Annotated in this window: 13 protein-coding genes; 11 read left to right on the top strand and 2 right to left on the bottom strand. The window is 63.3% G+C overall.

What is annotated here, in order from left to right; genetic code table 11:
• The first annotated feature begins 51 nt into the window (after positions 1-51).
• From IRZ56_RS04770 to IRZ56_RS04780, 3 genes are read left to right on the top strand one after another with little or no spacing between them, the layout of a single operon-like run.
• Positions 52-1,194, top strand: coding sequence for an ABC transporter ATP-binding protein (locus IRZ56_RS04770; protein ID WP_196143870.1), 1,143 nt, complete (start codon positions 52-54; stop codon positions 1,192-1,194).
• Positions 1,191-2,111: an ABC transporter permease subunit gene (locus IRZ56_RS04775; RefSeq protein ID WP_196143871.1), complete on the top strand. Its 921-nt coding sequence runs from the start codon at positions 1,191-1,193 to the stop codon at positions 2,109-2,111. Before IRZ56_RS04770 ends, IRZ56_RS04775 begins: the two co-directional genes overlap by 4 nt.
• Positions 2,108-3,001 carry an ABC transporter permease subunit gene (locus IRZ56_RS04780; protein WP_196143872.1) on the top strand — a complete coding sequence of 298 codons (894 nt, stop codon included), beginning with the start codon at positions 2,108-2,110 and terminating at the stop codon, positions 2,999-3,001. Before IRZ56_RS04775 ends, IRZ56_RS04780 begins: the two co-directional genes overlap by 4 nt.
• A gap of 80 nt (positions 3,002-3,081) precedes the next feature.
• On the opposite strand, the gene IRZ56_RS04785 is transcribed toward IRZ56_RS04780, so the two are convergent.
• Entirely contained in the window at positions 3,082-4,242 is a 1,161-nt protein-coding gene (locus IRZ56_RS04785; protein WP_196143873.1) for an AAA family ATPase, read from the bottom strand.
• Between the two features lie 147 nt (positions 4,243-4,389).
• On the opposite strand from IRZ56_RS04785, the gene IRZ56_RS04790 reads away from it, so the two are divergent.
• The 8 genes from IRZ56_RS04790 (at position 4,390) to IRZ56_RS04825 (ending at position 14,007) form a co-directional block, all read left to right on the top strand.
• A complete protein-coding gene (locus IRZ56_RS04790; protein ID WP_196143874.1) occupies positions 4,390-5,478 on the top strand; it encodes an efflux RND transporter periplasmic adaptor subunit in 1,089 nt (362 codons plus the stop codon).
• Positions 5,475-6,542 carry an efflux RND transporter periplasmic adaptor subunit gene (locus tag IRZ56_RS04795; RefSeq protein WP_196143875.1) on the top strand — a complete coding sequence of 356 codons (1,068 nt, stop codon included), beginning with the start codon at positions 5,475-5,477 and terminating at the stop codon, positions 6,540-6,542. Before IRZ56_RS04790 ends, IRZ56_RS04795 begins: the two co-directional genes overlap by 4 nt.
• Positions 6,539-9,589, top strand: coding sequence for an efflux RND transporter permease subunit (locus IRZ56_RS04800; RefSeq protein WP_196143876.1), 3,051 nt, complete (start codon positions 6,539-6,541; stop codon positions 9,587-9,589). Before IRZ56_RS04795 ends, IRZ56_RS04800 begins: the two co-directional genes overlap by 4 nt.
• A gap of 293 nt (positions 9,590-9,882) precedes the next feature.
• Positions 9,883-10,065 carry a sulfur starvation response protein OscA gene (gene oscA / locus IRZ56_RS04805; RefSeq protein WP_070092048.1) on the top strand — a complete coding sequence of 61 codons (183 nt, stop codon included), beginning with the start codon at positions 9,883-9,885 and terminating at the stop codon, positions 10,063-10,065.
• A 48-nt stretch (positions 10,066-10,113) separates the two neighbouring features.
• Positions 10,114-11,121, top strand: coding sequence for a sulfate ABC transporter substrate-binding protein (locus IRZ56_RS04810; RefSeq protein WP_196143877.1), 1,008 nt, complete (start codon positions 10,114-10,116; stop codon positions 11,119-11,121).
• Between the two features lie 187 nt (positions 11,122-11,308).
• Positions 11,309-12,127 (top strand): sulfate ABC transporter permease subunit CysT, encoded by an 819-nt coding sequence (cysT, locus tag IRZ56_RS04815; RefSeq protein WP_196143878.1) that lies wholly within the window; start codon positions 11,309-11,311, stop codon positions 12,125-12,127.
• A 14-nt stretch (positions 12,128-12,141) separates the two neighbouring features.
• The gene (gene cysW / locus IRZ56_RS04820) at positions 12,142-13,014 is read left to right on the top strand and encodes a sulfate ABC transporter permease subunit CysW (protein ID WP_196143879.1); all 873 of its coding nucleotides are present in this window, start codon (positions 12,142-12,144) and stop codon (positions 13,012-13,014) included.
• A gap of 3 nt (positions 13,015-13,017) precedes the next feature.
• Positions 13,018-14,007, top strand: coding sequence for a sulfate/molybdate ABC transporter ATP-binding protein (locus tag IRZ56_RS04825; protein ID WP_196143880.1), 990 nt, complete (start codon positions 13,018-13,020; stop codon positions 14,005-14,007).
• A 529-nt stretch (positions 14,008-14,536) separates the two neighbouring features.
• Here the strand turns inward: IRZ56_RS04825 and IRZ56_RS04830 are convergent.
• Positions 14,537-16,627, bottom strand: a complete 2,091-nt coding sequence (locus IRZ56_RS04830) for a TonB-dependent receptor (RefSeq protein WP_196143881.1) — start codon at positions 16,625-16,627, stop codon at positions 14,537-14,539.
• Between the last annotated feature and the right edge of the window lie 304 nt (positions 16,628-16,931).

Here is a 16,931-nt window from a genome sequence, read left to right on the forward strand (position 1 = left end):
GCTGCGAAAGCCAGGCGTGCGGGCATAAAAATCTTGTTGGGAGTTTCACTCATGGCAGTTGCCTCCGGTGCCTATAAAAAAGCCCTCGAGGGTGGCCAGCAACCCAAGCAGGTGCTGGTCAAGATCGACCGGGTCACGAAAAAATTCGACGAAACGGTAGCCGTGGACGATGTGTCCCTGGAAATCCGCAAAGGTGAGATCTTCGCCTTGCTCGGTGGCTCCGGTTCCGGCAAATCGACCTTGCTGCGCATGCTGGCTGGCTTCGAGCGCCCGACCGAAGGGCGGATCTTCCTCGATGGCGTCGACATCACCGACATGCCGCCCTACGAGCGGCCGATCAACATGATGTTCCAGTCCTATGCGCTGTTCCCGCACATGACCGTGGCGCAGAACATCGCCTTCGGCCTGCAGCAGGACAAGATGCCCAAGGCCGAGATCGAGGCCCGCGTGGCCGAGATGCTCAAGCTGGTGCACATGACCCAGTACGCCAAGCGCAAGCCGCACCAGCTCTCTGGCGGCCAGCGTCAGCGCGTGGCCCTGGCTCGCTCCCTGGCCAAGCGCCCCAAGCTGCTGCTGCTCGATGAGCCGATGGGTGCCCTGGACAAGAAGCTGCGTTCGCAGATGCAACTGGAACTGGTGGAGATCATCGAGCGCGTGGGCGTGACCTGCGTGATGGTGACCCACGACCAGGAAGAAGCCATGACCATGGCCCAGCGCATCGCCATCATGCACCTGGGCTGGATCGCCCAGATCGGCTCGCCGGTAGACATCTACGAGACCCCGACCAGCCGCTTGGTGTGCGAGTTCATCGGCAACGTCAACCTGTTCGAGGCAGAGGTGATCGATGACGCCGAAGGCCATGCGCTGATCGCCTCGCCCGAGCTCGAGCGCAAGATCTACGTCGGCCATGGTGTTTCGACCTCGGTCGAGGACAAGCACATCACCTACGCACTGCGCCCTGAAAAAATGCTGGTCACGACCCAGCAGCCAGACTTCGAGCACAACTGGTCGCGCGGCAAGGTCCACGACATCGCGTACCTGGGCGGCCATTCGGTGTTCTACGTCGAGTTGCCCAGCGGCAAGGTCGTGCAGTCGTTCGTCGCCAACGCCGAGCGCCAGGGCACTCGCCCGACCTGGGGCGACGACGTGTACGTGTGGTGGGAAGACGACAGCGGCGTGGTACTGCGCTCATGAACATCCGCAAGCTCAAGCGAGCATTCAACAAGGTGAAGCCGGAGGGCCGCCATCTGGTGATCGGCGTCCCGTTCATCTGGCTGTTCCTGTTCTTCATGCTGCCGTTCTTCATCGTGCTGAAGATCAGCTTCGCCGAAGCCGACGTGGCGATCCCGCCCTACACGGAAATCTACAGCTACGTCGAGGACAAGCTCCAGCTGGTACTCAACATGGCCAACTACGGCCTGTTGACCGAGGACGAGCTGTACATCTCGGCTTACCTCGGCTCGCTGAAGATGGCTTTCTTCAGTACCCTGCTGTGCCTGCTGATCGGCTACCCGATGGCCTATGCCATCGCCAATGCACGCAAGGAGACGCAAACCGTCCTGCTGCTGCTGATCATGATGCCGACCTGGACCGCGATCCTGATCCGCGTCTACGCATGGATGGGGATCCTCAGCAACAACGGCCTGCTCAATGGCTTCCTGTTGTGGACCGGCCTGATCGACCAGCCCCTGCAGATCCTCAATACCAACCTGGCGGTCTACATCGGCGTGGTCTATTCGTACCTGCCGTTCATGATCCTTCCGCTGTACGCCAACCTGGTCAAGCACGACCCGAGCCTGCTCGAGGCGGCCAGCGACCTGGGCTCGAGTACGTTCAACAGCTTCTGGAAGATCACCGTGCCACTGTCGAAGAACGGCATCATCGCTGGCTGCATGCTGGTGTTCATCCCGGTGGTGGGTGAGTTCGTGATCCCGGAACTGCTCGGCGGCCCGGAAACCCTGATGATCGGCAAGGTGCTGTGGCAGGAATTCTTCAACAACCGTGACTGGCCGGTGGCATCCGCCCTGGCAGTGGTGATGCTGGCGATCCTGATCGTACCCATCCTGCTGTTCAACCGCAGCCAGGCGAAAGAAATGGAGGGCAGGGCATGAAGCGCTTCAGTTTCTCCAAGCTGATGCTGGTGCTCGGCTTGCTGTTCATCTACCTGCCGATGCTGATCCTGGTGATCTATTCGTTCAACGCCTCGAAGCTGGTGACGGTATGGGGCGGCTGGTCGGTGAAGTGGTACGTCGGTCTGCTCGACAACGCCCAGCTGATGGGTTCGGTGATGCGCTCGCTGGAGATCGCCTGCTATACCGCGGTCGCTGCCGTGGCGCTGGGCACCCTGGCGGCCTTCGTGCTGACCCGGGTGACCCGCTTCAAGGGCCGCACGCTGTTCGGTGGCCTGGTCACCGCGCCGCTGGTGATGCCTGAGGTGATCACCGGTCTGTCGCTGCTGCTGCTGTTCGTGGCCATGGCGCAGATGATCGGCTGGCCGCAGGAGCGCGGCATCGTCACCATCTGGATCGCCCATACCACCTTCTGTGCCGCCTATGTGGCGGTGGTGGTGTCGGCGCGCCTGCGTGAGCTGGACCTGTCCATCGAAGAGGCTGCCATGGACCTGGGCGCCAAGCCGTGGAAGGTGTTCTTCCTGATCACCATCCCGATGATCGCGCCGTCGCTGGCGGCGGGCGGCATGATGTCCTTCGCCCTGTCGCTGGACGACCTGGTGCTGGCCAGCTTCGTGTCCGGCCCGGGCTCGACCACCTTGCCGATGGAGGTGTTCTCCGCCGTGCGTTTGGGCGTGAAGCCGGAGATCAACGCCGTGGCCAGCCTGATCCTGCTGTCGGTGTCGCTGATGACCTTCCTGATCTGGTACTTCAGCCGCCGCGCCGAAGAGCGCCGCCGCCGCGCGATCCAGCAGGCGATCGAGGAAGGGGCCATGGCGAATGTCCAGTCCTCCCAGGTCCAGCGCCCGACCCAGGTCGCGGCGTCCGCCTGATTCACCCTGGGGCCGCGTTGCGGCCCTTTCGCGGGGCAAGCCCGCTTCACAGCTACAGCGTCTGCTTGCCCCGCGATGATTCAATCCGGCCAGTACCAGGCCGGCTCATCGAGCATTCCTTGCCCGACCATCGCTGTCTGCCCCAGTTCTTTCTCCAGGCGAATCGAATTGCACGCCTCGTCTTCCTCAAGCGCCGCCACCAACCGCGGGGCATGCGACACCACCCATACCTGGCAATGCTGTGCCGCTTGCCGGATCAGGCGTGCCAGGGCGGGCAAAAGGTCCGGGTGCAGACTGGTTTCCGGCTCGTTCAGCACCATCATGCTGGGCGGGCGCGGTGTGAGCAGCGCGGCCACCAGCAACAGGTAGCGCAGGGTACCGTCGGACAGTTCCGCGGCGCTCAGCGGGCGCAGCAGCCCGGCCTGGTGAAAGCGCAGGCTGAACAGACCGCCGGGGGTGGCATCGATGTCGATTTTCGAACCGGGGAAGGCATCGTTGATCGCCGTTTGCAGTGCGTCGAAATCGCCAATTTCCTTGATGGTTTGCAACGCTGCGGCCAGGTCTCTCCCGTCGTGATGCAACACCGGGGTGCGGGTGCCCAGGCGTGAGTGACGGGCAGGGGCATCCGCGTCGGTACGAAAATGGTCGTAGAATCGCCAGCTGCGGATCCGCTCGCGCAAGAGCAGGACTTCAGGCGAGCCCTGCAGGCTGCCCACCTGATCGAACAGGCTGTCGAATTCGGTCATGTGCTGGCTCATGACCTGCCATTGGCGTCCTTCGCGAGCGCGGCACATCGCGCCGCTGCGCTCCACCAGCAGGCTGGCTGGGCGGCATAGGGCTCCTGCCCAGATCGCTTCGTGCTTGATCTGGGGATCGAGGGCGAACTTCGAGCGACTTGGTTCTGGCAGCCCGAAGCCGATGGCATAGCCGAAATCCTGGTCGGCGAAGCCCATTTTCAGACGGCGCACATGCTGGCGTGGCCCACCTTCCACGGGGACCTCGCCCTTGAGCATGCGTCGGCTGATCTTTTCAGGGCCTGCCCAGAAGGTCGAGTCCAGCCCGCCCTCGGCTGCCAGCGCATTGACCACGCCGCCGCGCGCGGTCTCCGCCAGCAGGCGTAACGCCTTGTAGAGGTTGGACTTGCCGCTGCCATTGGCACCGGTGATCACGTTCAACCGCCCCAGGGGCATGATCAACTGGTTGATCGAGCGGTAGTTGGCAATGGCCAGGGTAGTGAGCATGCGAGTTTCCTGCTTCCGGAGAGTGGCCAGTATCCCCGATCCCGTCGATGAATGTTTTGATGGATCCACATCAGTGCCAGTTGTGAAAGCCTGATCTACGCTTCACTGGCGTCCCTCAAATCCATTTGGCACGAGCAAGGAGACTGCATGACGGTAACGCGTCCGCTGATGGTCGTTTGCCTGGGGCTGCTGTCCATGCTGTCAGGCTGTGGCAAGGAAGAATCCACCGCCGAGTTGCCCAGGGTCGGCGTGCTGCAGGTACAACCCACCGATTTCGCCGCCCGGGTGACCCTCACCGGTGATGTGCAGGCGCGGGTCCAGACCGACCTGTCGTTCCGCGTGGGCGGCAAGATCATCTCCCGCAGCGTCGATGTGGGTGACCACGTCAAGGCCAACCAGGTGTTGGCGCGCCTGGACCCCAAGGACCTGCAGAACACTGTCGACTCGGCCAAGGCCGAGGTGTTCGCCGAGCAGGCCCGGGTGACACAGGCCAGTGCCGCCTTCGTCCGCCAGCAGAAGCTGCTGCCCAAGGGCTATACCAGCCAGAGCGAGTACGACTCCGCCGAAGCGGCCCTGCGCAGCAGCCAGAGTGCGCTCAAGGCCGCCCAGGCGCAGCTGGCCAATGCCCGCGAGCAACTGAGCTATACGGCCCTGGTGTCCGAAGCCGATGGGGTGATCACCGCGCGCCAGGCCGAAGTCGGCCAGGTGGTGCAGGCGACCATGCCGATCTTCAGCCTGGCCCGTGATGGCGACCGTGATGCGGTGTTCAATGTCTACGAGTCTCTGTTGGTGGCACCTCCCAGCGACGAAGGCGTGACGGTGAGCCTGCTGGACAACCCCCAGGTCAAGGCCGAAGGCCGTGTGCGTGAAATCACCCCGACGGTGTCCGCCCAGAGCGGCACGGTGCAGGTCAAGGTGGCCTTGCGCAACGTGCCGCCGGGCATGCAGTTGGGCTCGCCGGTGACGGCAACGGCCAACGCCCAGGGCCGGCCGAGCATCGAACTGCCCTGGTCGGCCTTGACCAAGGCGTTGCACGAGCCGGCGGTATGGGTGGTGGGCGAGGGCGACAAGGTCGACCTGCGCAAGGTCCAGGTTTCGCGTTATCTCACGGGCAAGATCGTCGTCGCCGAGGGCCTCAAGAGTGGCGAAACCGTCGTCGTCAGTGGCGGCCAGTTGCTGCATCCGGGTATGCAGGTGGAGAAAGTCGATGCCAAGGATGGAGGAGCCGCACCATGAAACGCTTGCTGCTGGTGCTGTGCGCCGGTGTTACGCTGGCTGCGTGCAGCGGTGATGAAGAAGCCCCCGTGCCGGTGCGCCCGGTACTGTCCGTGGTGGTCGAGCCGCAGGTGCACTCACAGCTGGGCCGGTTCGCCGGCAGCATCCAGGCACGCTTCGAGAGCACCCTGGGCTTTCGGGTATCGGGGCGCATCGCGCGTCGCTGGGTCGATGTAGGTGCCCAGGTGCAGCCCGGCGACACCTTGGCCACCCTCGACCCGACCGACCAGCAGAACCAGCTGCGTGCCGCCGAAGGCGATCTGGCCAAGGTCGAGGCGCAGTGGATCAACGCCCAGGCCAACGCGCGTCGGCAACAGCAACTCTATGACCGGGGCGTGGGTGCCCAGGCTCAGCTGGACATCGCCCAGACCGACCTGAAGACCACCGGTGCTGCTCTGGAACAGGCCCGCTCGGCGGTCGGCCAGGCCCGCGACCAGCTCGACTACAGCACCTTGCGCACCGACCACGCCGCCGTGGTCACCGCCTGGCAGGCCGAGGCCGGGCAGACGGTCAGCGCCGGCCAGGCCGTGGTCACCCTGGCGCGGCCGGACGTCAAGGAAGCGGTGATCGACCTGCCGATCACCCTCGCCGAGCAGCTCAGCAAGGCATTGACCTTCACCGTCGCCTCGCAACTGGACCCTGCCATCAACACCACCGCCACCCTGCGCGAGCTCGAGCCCCAGGCCGATGCCACTACCCGCACCCGGCGTGCGCGGCTGACGCTGGCCAGCACCCCGGATGCCTTCCATCTGGGCACGGCGATCAGCGTGACGTTGACCTCCGCCGTGTCGCCGCGCAGCGAGCTGCCGCTCAGTGCCCTGTTCGAAGGCGCCGGCAAGCCTCAGGTATGGGTGATCGACCCGCAACAGAAGACCGTGGCGACCCGTGACGTCACCCTGATCGAGCGCACCGCCAGCAGCATCGTCCTGGCTTCTGGCGTGCAACCGGGCGAGCGTGTGGTCACCGCTGGCGTCAACAGCCTCAAGCCAGGGCAGAAGGTCGCATTCGACGAGGACGCGCAATGAAAGGAAGCTTCAACCTGTCCGAATGGGCACTCAGGCATCAATCCTTCGTCTGGTACCTGATGTTCGTCGGGCTGCTGATGGGGATCTTCTCGTACTTCAACCTCGGGCGAGAAGAAGACCCGTCCTTCACCATCAAGACCATGGTCATCCAGACCCGCTGGCCCGGCGCCACCCAGGACGAAATGCTGTACCAGGTCACCGACCGCATCGAGAAGAAGCTCGAGGAGCTCGACTCCCTCGACTACACCAAGAGCTATACCCGCCCGGGCGAATCCACGGTCTATGTCAACTTGCGGGATACCACCAAGGGCAAGGACATCCCACAGATCTGGTACCAGGTGCGCAAGAAGATCCAGGACATCCGCGGCCAGTTTCCGTCGGGTATCCAGGGGCCGGGCTTCAACGACGAGTTCGGCGACGTGTTCGGCTCGATCTATGCCTTTACCGCCGACGGCCTGACCATGCGCCAGTTGCGCGACTACGTGGAGCAGGCTCGGGCCGAAGTCCGTGATGTGCCCAACATTGGCAAGATCGAGATGGTCGGCACCCAGGACGAAGTGCTCTACCTGAACTTCTCGACCCGCAAGCTGGCGGCGCTGGGGATCGATCAGCGCCAGGTCATGCAGGCCCTGCAATCGCAGAACGCCGTGACGCCGGCCGGGGTCATCGAAGCCGGCCCCGAGCGCATCTCCGTGCGTACAACCGGGCAGTTCTCCTCGGAAAAGGACCTGGAGACCGTCAACCTGCGGATCAACGATCGTTTCTTCCGTTTGGCCGATATCGCCGACATCGAGCGCGGTTATGTCGACCCGCCGTCGCCGATGTTCCGCTACAACGGGCAGGACGCGATCGGCCTGGCCATCGGCATGAAGGCTGGCGGTAATATCCAGGTGTTCGGCCAGCGGCTCAAGGCGCGCATGGACCGCGTGATCAACGACTTGCCGGTGGGGATCGGCGTGCATACCGTGTCGGACCAGGCGGTGGTGGTCAAGCAGGCGGTCGGCGGCTTCACCAGTGCCCTGTTCGAGGCGGTGGTGATCGTGCTGGCGGTGAGTTTCGTCAGCCTTGGCGTGCGCGCGGGCCTGGTGGTGGCCTGCTCCATTCCGCTGGTGCTGGCCATGGTCTTCGTGTTCATGGAGTACAGCGGTATCACCATGCAGCGGATCTCCCTCGGTGCGTTGATCATCGCCCTGGGCCTGCTGGTGGATGACGCGATGATCACCGTGGAAGTGATGGTCACGCGCCTGGAGATGGGCGAAAGCAAGGAGCAGGCAGCGACCTTCGCCTATACCTCGACCGCCTTCCCTATGCTGACCGGGACCCTGGTGACCGTGGCCGGCTTCGTGCCGATCGGGCTCAACGCCAGTTCCGCTGGCGAATACACCTATACCTTGTTCGCAGTGATCGCGGTGGCGTTGTTGGTGTCCTGGGTGGTGGCGGTGTTCTTCGCCCCGGTGCTGGGCGTGCATATCCTCAACAGCAACAAACTCAAGGCCCATGAAGCCGAGCCCGGGCGCGTGGGCCGGGCGTTCGAGCACGGCCTGTTGTGGTGCATGCGCAACCGCTGGCTGACCGTGATCGGCACCATCGTGTTATTCGTGCTGTCGGTGGTCTGCATGCGCTTCGTGCAGAACCAGTTCTTCCCATCCTCGGACCGCCCGGAGATCCTCGTTGACCTCAACCTGCCGCAGAATGCCTCGATCGAGGAAACCCGCAAGGTGGTCGACCGCTTCGAGGCGACGCTCAAGGGTGACCCGACCATCGAGCGCTGGAGCACCTACATCGGCCAGGGCGCGATCCGCTTCTACCTGCCTCTGGACCAACAGTTGCAAAATCCCTACTACGCACAGTTCGTGATCGTCAGCAAGGGCTTCGAGGAACGTGGTGAGCTCATGGCGCGCCTGCAGGAGCGCTTGCGCAAGGACTTCGTCGGCATCGGCACCAACGTCCAGTCGCTGGAAATGGGCCCGCCGGTAGGCCGGCCGATCCAGTACCGGGTCAGCGGCAAGGACATCGACCAGGTGCGCCGGCATGCCATCGAGCTTGCGACCCTGCTCGATGCCAACGAGCATATCGGCGAGATGATCTACGACTGGAACGAGCCCGGCAAAGTGCTGCGGGTCGAGATCGCCCAGGACAAGGCGCGCCAGCTGGGGCTGTCGTCCGAGGATGTGGCCAACGTGATGAACAGCATCGTCACCGGTGTGCCGGTCACCCAGGTCAACGACAACATCTATCTGGTCAATGTGGTTGCGCGTGCCGAAGACAGCGAGCGTGGCTCGCCCGACACCTTGCAGAACCTGCAGATCCTCACCCCCAACGGCACATCGATCCCGTTGCTGGCGTTCGCCACGGTGCGCTATGAACTGGAGCAGCCGTTGGTGTGGCGTCGCGATCGCAAGCCGACCATCACCATCAAGGCCTCGGTCAACGGCGACATCCAGCCCACCGACCTAGTCGCCCAGCTCAAGCCAAAGATCGACGAGTTCGCCAGCCAACTGCCGGTCGGCTATGAAGTGGCCACCGGCGGCACGGTGGAGGAGAGCAGCAAGGCCCAAGGGCCGATCGCTAAGGTGATCCCCTTGATGCTGTTCCTGATGGCGACGTTCCTGATGATCCAGCTGCACAGCGTGCAGAAGCTGTTCCTGGTGGTCAGCGTGGCGCCGCTGGGACTGATCGGTGTGGTCCTGGCCCTGGTGCCGACCGGTACGCCCATGGGCTTCGTGGCGATCCTCGGCATCCTCGCCCTGGCCGGCATCATCATCCGCAACTCGGTGATCCTGGTCACCCAGATCGACGAGTTCCGCGAACAGGGCCTTTCGCCCTGGGATGCGGTGGTGGAGGCCACCAACCACCGGCGTCGGCCGATCCTGCTCACCGCCGCCGCCGCCAGCCTGGGCATGATCCCGATCGCCCGGGAAGTGTTCTGGGGGCCGATGGCCTACGCCATGATCGGCGGCATCATCAGTGCAACGCTGCTGACGCTGCTGTTCCTGCCGGCGCTGTACGTGGCCTGGTACAAGATCCGCGAGCCGGAAGAAGCCTGACCAAAACACGCGCCCTGTAGGAGCGGCCTTGTGCCGCGATGGGGCGCGAAGCGGCCCTTGAATCAAGCAATGCGGTTCATCAGGCATCTTGCGCAAGCTGGATTCAGGGCCGCTTCGCGCCCCATCGCGGCACAAGGCCGCTCCTACAGAAGGGGCGGCGTAGAATTTTAAAATAGTTATATAAAAATTCTTAAACAGTATTTTTCAGAATAAATGCCGCTCTCTAAGATTGCCCTCAAGCCAGGCGCAATCCCCTTCCTCTGCCCGGCACTTCATTGACAAGGAGAACGAGCATGAGTGCATCCGTGCGTAGCATCGACGGCCAGGACGAAGCCACCATTCTGCGTGAGATCCAGAGCGCCCTGCGTGACCTGCGCTTCGGCGCGGTAGAGATCACCGTGCACAACGCCCAGGTCGTGCAGATCGAGCGCAAGGAGAAGTTCCGCCTGCAGCAGCCCGGCAACAAGTCCGGCTGATCGCGCATCACCTACAAACTAGAAAAAATGCCAATCGGGAGCTTCACCATGTCCATCCGCCGTTATGCGCTTGCCGCCCTGGCCAGTGCCGTTTTTGCCGGTTCCGCGATCGCCAAGGACTACGAACTGTTGAACGTGTCCTACGACCCGACCCGCGAGCTTTACCAGCAGTACAACGCCGAGTTCATCAAGCACTGGCAGGCCACGCACCCAGACGACAAGGTGAAGATCCAGCAGTCCCACGGGGGCTCGGGCAAGCAGGCGCGGGCAGTGATCGATGGCCTGCGTGCCGATGTGGTGACCCTGGCCCTGGCGGGTGACATCGACGAGGTGGCCAAGCTCGGCAAGAGCCTGCCTGCCGACTGGCAAAGCCGCCTGCCGGATGCCAGCACCCCCTACACCTCGACCATCGTGTTCCTGGTGCGCAAGGGCAACCCCAAGGGCATCAAAGACTGGGGCGACTTGATCAAGCCGGATGTCTCCGTCATCACTCCAAACCCCAAGACCTCCGGCGGTGCACGCTGGAACTTCCTGGCGGCCTGGGCCTATGGCCTGAAGACCGGCGGCAGCGAGGACAAGGCCAAGGAATACGTGCAGGCGCTGTTCAAGCATGTGCCGGTGCTCGATACCGGTGCCCGGGGCTCGACCATCACCTTCGTCAACAATGGCCAGGGCGATGTACTGTTGGCCTGGGAGAACGAGGCCTTCCTGGCATTGAAGGAAGACGGCGGCAGCGACAAGTTCGAGATCGTCGTGCCCTCCCTGTCGATCCTCGCCGAGCCGCCGGTGGCGGTGGTGGACAAGAACGCCGAGAAGAAGGGCAACATCGACATCGCCACCGAGTACTTGAAGCACCTGTACAGCCCGGCGGGCCAGAAGATCGCCGCCGAGAACTTCTACCGTCCGCGTGACGAGAAAGTTGCGGCCGAGTTCGGCAAGCAATTCCCGAAACTGGAGCTGGTGACCATCGACAAGGACTTCGGTGGCTGGAAGACTGCACAACCCAAGTTCTTCAACGACGGCGGTGTCTTCGACCAGATCTATCAGGCACAGTGATCGCCAAGGAAAAGCGGGGCCGCTTTGCGGCCCATCGCCGGCAAGCCGGCTCCCACACGAATAGCGCGGCTCTCAGGCCAGTGGGAGCTGGCTTGCCAGCGATGGGCTGCAAAGCAGCCCCACGATTAAGAAACCAGCCCCACCCCGCGCGCGCGCGCGGGCTTCGTGCGTTCAACCAGGGACCTTTATGTCACGTCGTATTTCCCCCGTCATACCCGGCTTCGGGCTGACACTGGGCTACACCTTGGTGTACCTCAGCCTGATTGTGCTCATACCGCTGGCTGCCATGTTCGTACACGCCGCGCAGCTGACCTGGGACCAGTTCTGGGCCGTGGTCAGCGCACCGCGAGTACTCGCGGCGTTGAAGCTGAGCTTCGGCACCGCGCTGTTCGCCGCGCTCATCAATGGTGTGATCGGCACCCTGCTGGCCTGGGTGTTGGTGCGCTACGACTTCCCGGGACGCAAGGTCATCGATGCGATGATCGACCTGCCGTTCGCCCTGCCCACGGCTGTGGCGGGTATTGCCCTGACGGCGCTGTACGCACCGGCCGGCTGGGTGGGGCAGTTCGCCACCGACCTGGGCTTCAAGATCGCCTACACCCCGCTGGGCATCACCCTGGCGCTGACCTTCGTCACGCTGCCGTTCGTGGTGCGCACGGTGCAGCCGGTACTGGCCGATATCCCGCGGGAAGTCGAAGAGGCCGCGGCCTGCCTGGGCGCCAAGCCGTTGCAGGTGTTCCGCCACGTGCTGGCGCCGGCGCTGCTGCCGGCTTGGCTGACCGGCTTCGCCCTGGCGTTTGCCCGTGGCGTGGGCGAGTACGGTTCGGTGATCTTCATCGCCGGCAACATGCCGATGAAGACCGAGATCCTGCCGCTCTTGATCATGGTCAAGCTGGACCAGTACGACTACACCGGCGCCACTGCCATCGGCGTGCTGATGCTGGTGGTTTCCTTCATCCTGCTGCTGCTGATCAACCTGCTGCAGCGCCGTATCGAAACCCCTTGAAGGAGGCCCGGTAGATGTCCAGTTCATCCCTTGGCGCCGCCGCTGCGGCCAACGCTGCCCGCAGGGGCAGCGCCACCTCGCGTCGCCTATTGATCGGCCTGGCCTGGCTGGTGTTCGTGCTGTTCCTGCTGCTGCCGCTGTTCATCGTGGTGTCCCAGGCGTTGAAGAACGGCTTCGGCACCTTCTTCGAGGCGATCTTCGAGCCTGACGCCCTTTCGGCCCTGAAGCTCACCTTGCTCGCCGTGGCCATCTCGGTGCCGCTGAACCTGGTGTTCGGCGTCAGCGCGGCCTGGTGCGTGAGCAAGTACAACTTCCGTGGCAAGAGCATCCTGGTCACCCTGATCGACCTGCCGTTCTCGGTCTCGCCGGTGATCGCCGGCTTGGTCTATGTGCTGATGTTCGGCGCCCAGGGCCTGTTCGGCCCGTGGCTGCAGGACCACGATATCCAGATCGTCTTCGCCCTGCCGGGCATCGTCCTGGCGACCATCTTCGTCACCGTGCCCTTCGTCGCTCGCGAATTGATCCCGCTGATGCAGGAGCAGGGCACCCAGGAAGAGGAAGCCGCACGACTGCTGGGCGCCAATGGCTGGCAGATGTTCTGGCATGTGACCCTGCCGAACATCAAGTGGGGCCTGATCTACGGCGTGGTGCTGTGCACCGCGCGGGCGATGGGCGAGTTCGGCGCGGTGTCGGTGGTGTCCGGGCATATTCGCGGCGTTACCAACACCCTGCCGTTGCACGTGGAGATCCTCTACAACGAGTACAACCATGTCGCGGCCTTCAGCGTGGCCAGCCTGCTGCTGATCCTGGCGCTCTTCATCCTGCTGCTCAAGCAGTGGAGCGAGAACCGTATTAACCGCCTGCGCCACGGCGCAGCGGAGGAATAATTCATGTCGATCGAAGTTCGTAACGTCAGTAAGCGCTTCAACGCCTTCCAGGCCCTGGACAACATCAACCTGGATATCAACAGCGGCGAGTTGGTGGCTCTGCTCGGGCCTTCCGGCTGCGGCAAGACCACCCTGCTGCGGATCATCGCCGGCCTCGAGACGCCGGACCAGGGCAGCATCGTATTCCACGGCGAGGATGTGTCCGGCCACGATGTGCGTGATCGCAACGTTGGGTTCGTGTTCCAGCACTATGCCTTGTTCCGCCACATGAGCGTGTTCGACAACGTCGCCTTCGGCCTGCGCATGAAGCCCAAGGGCGAGCGCCCGAGCGAGAGCCGCATCGCCGAGAAGGTCCATGAGCTGTTGAACATGGTTCAGCTCGACTGGCTTGCCGACCGCTACCCCGAACAGCTCTCCGGTGGCCAGCGCCAGCGTATCGCCTTGGCCCGCGCCCTGGCAGTGGAGCCGAAGGTGCTGCTGCTCGACGAGCCGTTCGGTGCCCTGGATGCCAAGGTGCGCAAGGAACTGCGCCGTTGGCTGGCGCGCCTGCATGAGGACATCAACCTCACCTCGGTGTTCGTGACCCATGACCAAGAGGAGGCCATGGAAGTGGCCGACCGCATCGTGGTGATGAACAAGGGTGTGATCGAGCAGATCGGCTCGCCGGGCGAGGTGTATGAAAATCCGGCCAACGATTTCGTCTACCACTTCCTGGGCGATTCCAACCGCCTGAGCCTGAGCGAAGGCCAGCATGTGCTGTTCCGCCCCCACGAGGTGTCGCTGTCGCGGCACGAGACCGAGGGTCACCAGGCCGCTGAGGTGCGCGACATCCGGCCGCTTGGCGCGACCACGCGCGTTACCTTGAAGGTGCCGGGCCAGAGCGAGTTGATCGAAGCGGAGGTGGTGAAGGACCACGACAGCCTGAGCGGGCTGGCGCGCGGGGAGACGTTGTTCTTCCGCCCGAAGGTCTGGCAGAAGGTGCCGAATATCTAAGCCGCGACCGACCGCAGGCAAGCGTTTCAGGGCCACTTTCCTTGGCAGGGGGTGGCCTTTTTTTATTTCGTTTTTTCATGGATTTCAGAGAGATAGGGCGATGCCTTTCTGTAACAAAAGCCCAGTACCTTAGGCGCTCACCGGCCCCAGGAGAGCATGTGGACATGAACAATGCAGCTGTTTCTCGTCCGACGATGGATCACGAGTCGTTCCGGCGCCTGGCGCAATGGTTGAGGCAGCATGGAAACACTCGGGCTGAGGTGGACGATCCGAGGCGGCTGTTGGGTGGGCGATATCCACAGGGGCTGCTCAGCGAGGCCGAGCTCGAGGCCTTGATCGCGGTTTGGCATTGAGAAAGCGAGGCCCCATCGCGGGATAAGCCCGCAGGCCTCCACCAATCTTGGGGCCTACGTGATCCTGTAGGAGACCACCCAGCCCTTCGGGCTGCGCTGTCGCGCAGAGAACAACGCACCTCCCTGGGAGCGGGCTTGCCCCGCGATGGGGCGCGCAGCGCCCCCAAAGGTCATCATTAGAACGCGTAGGTCCCGGTCACCACCAGGCTGCGTGGATCACCGAACTGGATCTGCCCGGCACTGGTCGCCGAACTGTAGTAGGTCTTGTCGGTGATGTTGCTCAGGGCCGCCCGCACGTCCCAGTCACGGGTGCGGTAGCCGGCCAGGGCATCCCAGCGGCCATACCCTGGCAGCAGGACGGTGTTCTGGTTGTCGGCATAGCGTTCGCCCACCAGGGTCAGGCCGGTCTCGGCGTACCAGCCAAGCTCGGGCTTCCAGGTAACGAACAGGCTGGCGTTGCGCTTGGCCACATCGTTGATGCGGTTGCCTTGCTGGCCGTTGTTGTCCTTGGCGATGATCGCATCCTGCAAGCCGATGCCACCGCGTACATACCAGTTGCCGACGAGGTTGCCCATGGCGGTCAGCTCGATACCGCGCGAACGCTGCAGGCCGCTGAGCTGGATCAGGTCCGGGTTGTTCGGGTCGCGGGTACGCCGGTTGTACAGTTCCAGTTCATAGATGGCCAGGGTGGTGCTCAGGCGCTCGTCCAGCCAGTCGCTCTTGACCCCGATCTCCTTCTGCCGGGTCAGCTCCGGGCCTGCATCGTTGCCGTTGCCGGGCGCACCAGGTGTTATGCCGATCAGCCCGCCGCCCACCGGCGAGAAGGTCTTGCTCCAGGAGGCATAGAAGGAATGGTCGCGCCAGGGTGAATAGACCACGCCCAGGCGAGGGCTGGTGCTGGTGCTCTCCTGCTTTTCGGTGAGGTTCTTCAGCTTGCTGGTGGTCTGGACTTCGAAGCGGTCGAAGCGCACGCCGGCGAGCAGTTGCCATTGATCGTTCAGGCGGATCTGGTCCTGCAGGTACAGGCCGGCGCTCTGCACTTCGGTGTGGTTGTCGCTGGAAACCTTCATCGCGCCGTTGTGCTGATGCGCGCGTGTCGCACCGGACAGCGGCACCGAGGGCACGCTGCTGCCACCCGAGTGCAACAGCGAATTGCGTCGCTGCTCACCTATCTCCAGGCCGACCAGCAACGTGTGCTCGAGCCCGTAGGTTTGCACGCGGCCTTCCAGCTCCACGGTGTTGAACAGGTTGCGGGTGCTCAGATCCTGCTGCCAGCGCTGGCGGCTGACCAGGCCGGTGGCGGGGTTATAGGCGGTCTGGTAGGTGTTGTCGAAGTCGCTTTCCAGGGTGAACAGGCTCAGCGTGTGGCGCAGCTGCCATTGATCGTTGAGCTCATAGTTCAGCCGCGAGCGCAGGGTCTGTGCGCGGTCGTCGATGTAGTCGCGCTGGGTATCGCCGTAGGTGGTATGGCGGCTGACATCGGCGGGCCGGCCGGTCAGCGGGTTACCTGGGATGCCCCGGTCAGGTGTGCGGTTATAGCGGCTGTACTCGTATTGCACCAACCAGTTCAGCTCAGGGGTCAGTTGCCAGCTCATGGACGGTGCGAACAGCTGGCGGCTGCCGTCGATGCCGTCGCGGAAACTGTTGTTGTCCTGATTACCCAGGTTCAGGCGCAGGCTGATGGTGTCGGTCGGGTCGGCGTTAAGGTCGGCGTACAGGCTACGCAGGTCTTCGCTGCCGGCCTGGGCTTCGACGCTGGAGCGGCGGCCATGCTCCGGCGCCTTGCTCACCCGGTTGACGATACCGCCCTGGCTGCCACGGCCATAGAGCACCGCAGCGGGGCCCTTGAGCACCTCGACCCGTTCGATGTTATGCAGGTCGCGGGTGTACTGGCTGTCGTCGCGCACACCGTCCAGGTAGAAGTCGTTGCTGGCGTCGAAGCCGCGGATGCGCAGGCTGTCGAAGCGGGTGTCGGCGCCGCTGCTGACGTTGGGGATGCCTTCGAGCGCCTTGCCCAGGCTGTAGTGGCCGTAGTCCAGGCTGTTGCGGGCCTTCACCGTGTCGATCGCCTGGGGCACGTAGCGTACCGGGGTCGAGGTGCGTGTGGCGGTACTGACTTCGCGTACCCGTGGATTGTCCTCTTCCCGTTCGCTGTCGGCGGTGACCGACAGTTCTGGCAAGAAAGTGGTGGCAGCGCTGGCCAGGCCCGCGCTGCAAATCAGCGACAGGCCCAGGGTCAAGCGTGAGAGACGACAAGGAACAGGCATGGGTACATCCGCAAACTAAGGTAGGTGAAAAAAGGATGCGGATGTTAATGGGAGTTATTAGCGATTGCACAGATATTTGTCAGCGCTTGTCTTTACATATGTTTCAGTTTGTAAAAAACACCGTTGCCGTCGCTCTGGGCCGCCATTTCTCGGATGAATAAGCGCCAAGTGGGCATGCAGACCGCAGCAAGGGAGCCTGTTTCACCGGAAAGCCGATCTACTAGAGGAAATTTCTCAAGCTGGCCGGGATATGTCTGAAAATACCCTGGATGAACCAGAGAATTTGGTTATAACGACCTGCATT

The organism is Pseudomonas guariconensis, assembly GCF_015680235.1.
In the GTDB taxonomy this organism is placed as follows: domain Bacteria; phylum Pseudomonadota; class Gammaproteobacteria; order Pseudomonadales; family Pseudomonadaceae; genus Aquipseudomonas; species Aquipseudomonas guariconensis_A.

Excerpts from the sequence above, each read along its gene's own strand:
- IRZ56_RS04770 (WP_196143870.1), top strand. The coding sequence starts at position 52 with ATGGCAGTTGCCTCCGGTGCCTATAAAAAAGCCCTCGAGGGTGGCCAG.
- cysW (WP_196143879.1), top strand. The coding sequence starts at position 12,142 with ATGTCCAGTTCATCCCTTGGCGCCGCCGCTGCGGCCAACGCTGCCCGC.
- IRZ56_RS04775 (WP_196143871.1), top strand. The coding sequence starts at position 1,191 with ATGAACATCCGCAAGCTCAAGCGAGCATTCAACAAGGTGAAGCCGGAG.
- IRZ56_RS04810 (WP_196143877.1), top strand. The coding sequence starts at position 10,114 with ATGTCCATCCGCCGTTATGCGCTTGCCGCCCTGGCCAGTGCCGTTTTT.
- IRZ56_RS04795 (WP_196143875.1), top strand. The coding sequence starts at position 5,475 with ATGAAACGCTTGCTGCTGGTGCTGTGCGCCGGTGTTACGCTGGCTGCG.
- IRZ56_RS04785 (WP_196143873.1), bottom strand. The coding sequence starts at position 4,242 with ATGCTCACTACCCTGGCCATTGCCAACTACCGCTCGATCAACCAGTTG.
- oscA (WP_070092048.1), top strand. The coding sequence starts at position 9,883 with ATGAGTGCATCCGTGCGTAGCATCGACGGCCAGGACGAAGCCACCATT.
- IRZ56_RS04825 (WP_196143880.1), top strand. The coding sequence starts at position 13,018 with ATGTCGATCGAAGTTCGTAACGTCAGTAAGCGCTTCAACGCCTTCCAG.
- IRZ56_RS04790 (WP_196143874.1), top strand. The coding sequence starts at position 4,390 with ATGACGGTAACGCGTCCGCTGATGGTCGTTTGCCTGGGGCTGCTGTCC.
- IRZ56_RS04800 (WP_196143876.1), top strand. The coding sequence starts at position 6,539 with ATGAAAGGAAGCTTCAACCTGTCCGAATGGGCACTCAGGCATCAATCC.
- IRZ56_RS04830 (WP_196143881.1), bottom strand. The coding sequence starts at position 16,627 with ATGCCTGTTCCTTGTCGTCTCTCACGCTTGACCCTGGGCCTGTCGCTG.
- cysT (WP_196143878.1), top strand. The coding sequence starts at position 11,309 with ATGTCACGTCGTATTTCCCCCGTCATACCCGGCTTCGGGCTGACACTG.
- IRZ56_RS04780 (WP_196143872.1), top strand. The coding sequence starts at position 2,108 with ATGAAGCGCTTCAGTTTCTCCAAGCTGATGCTGGTGCTCGGCTTGCTG.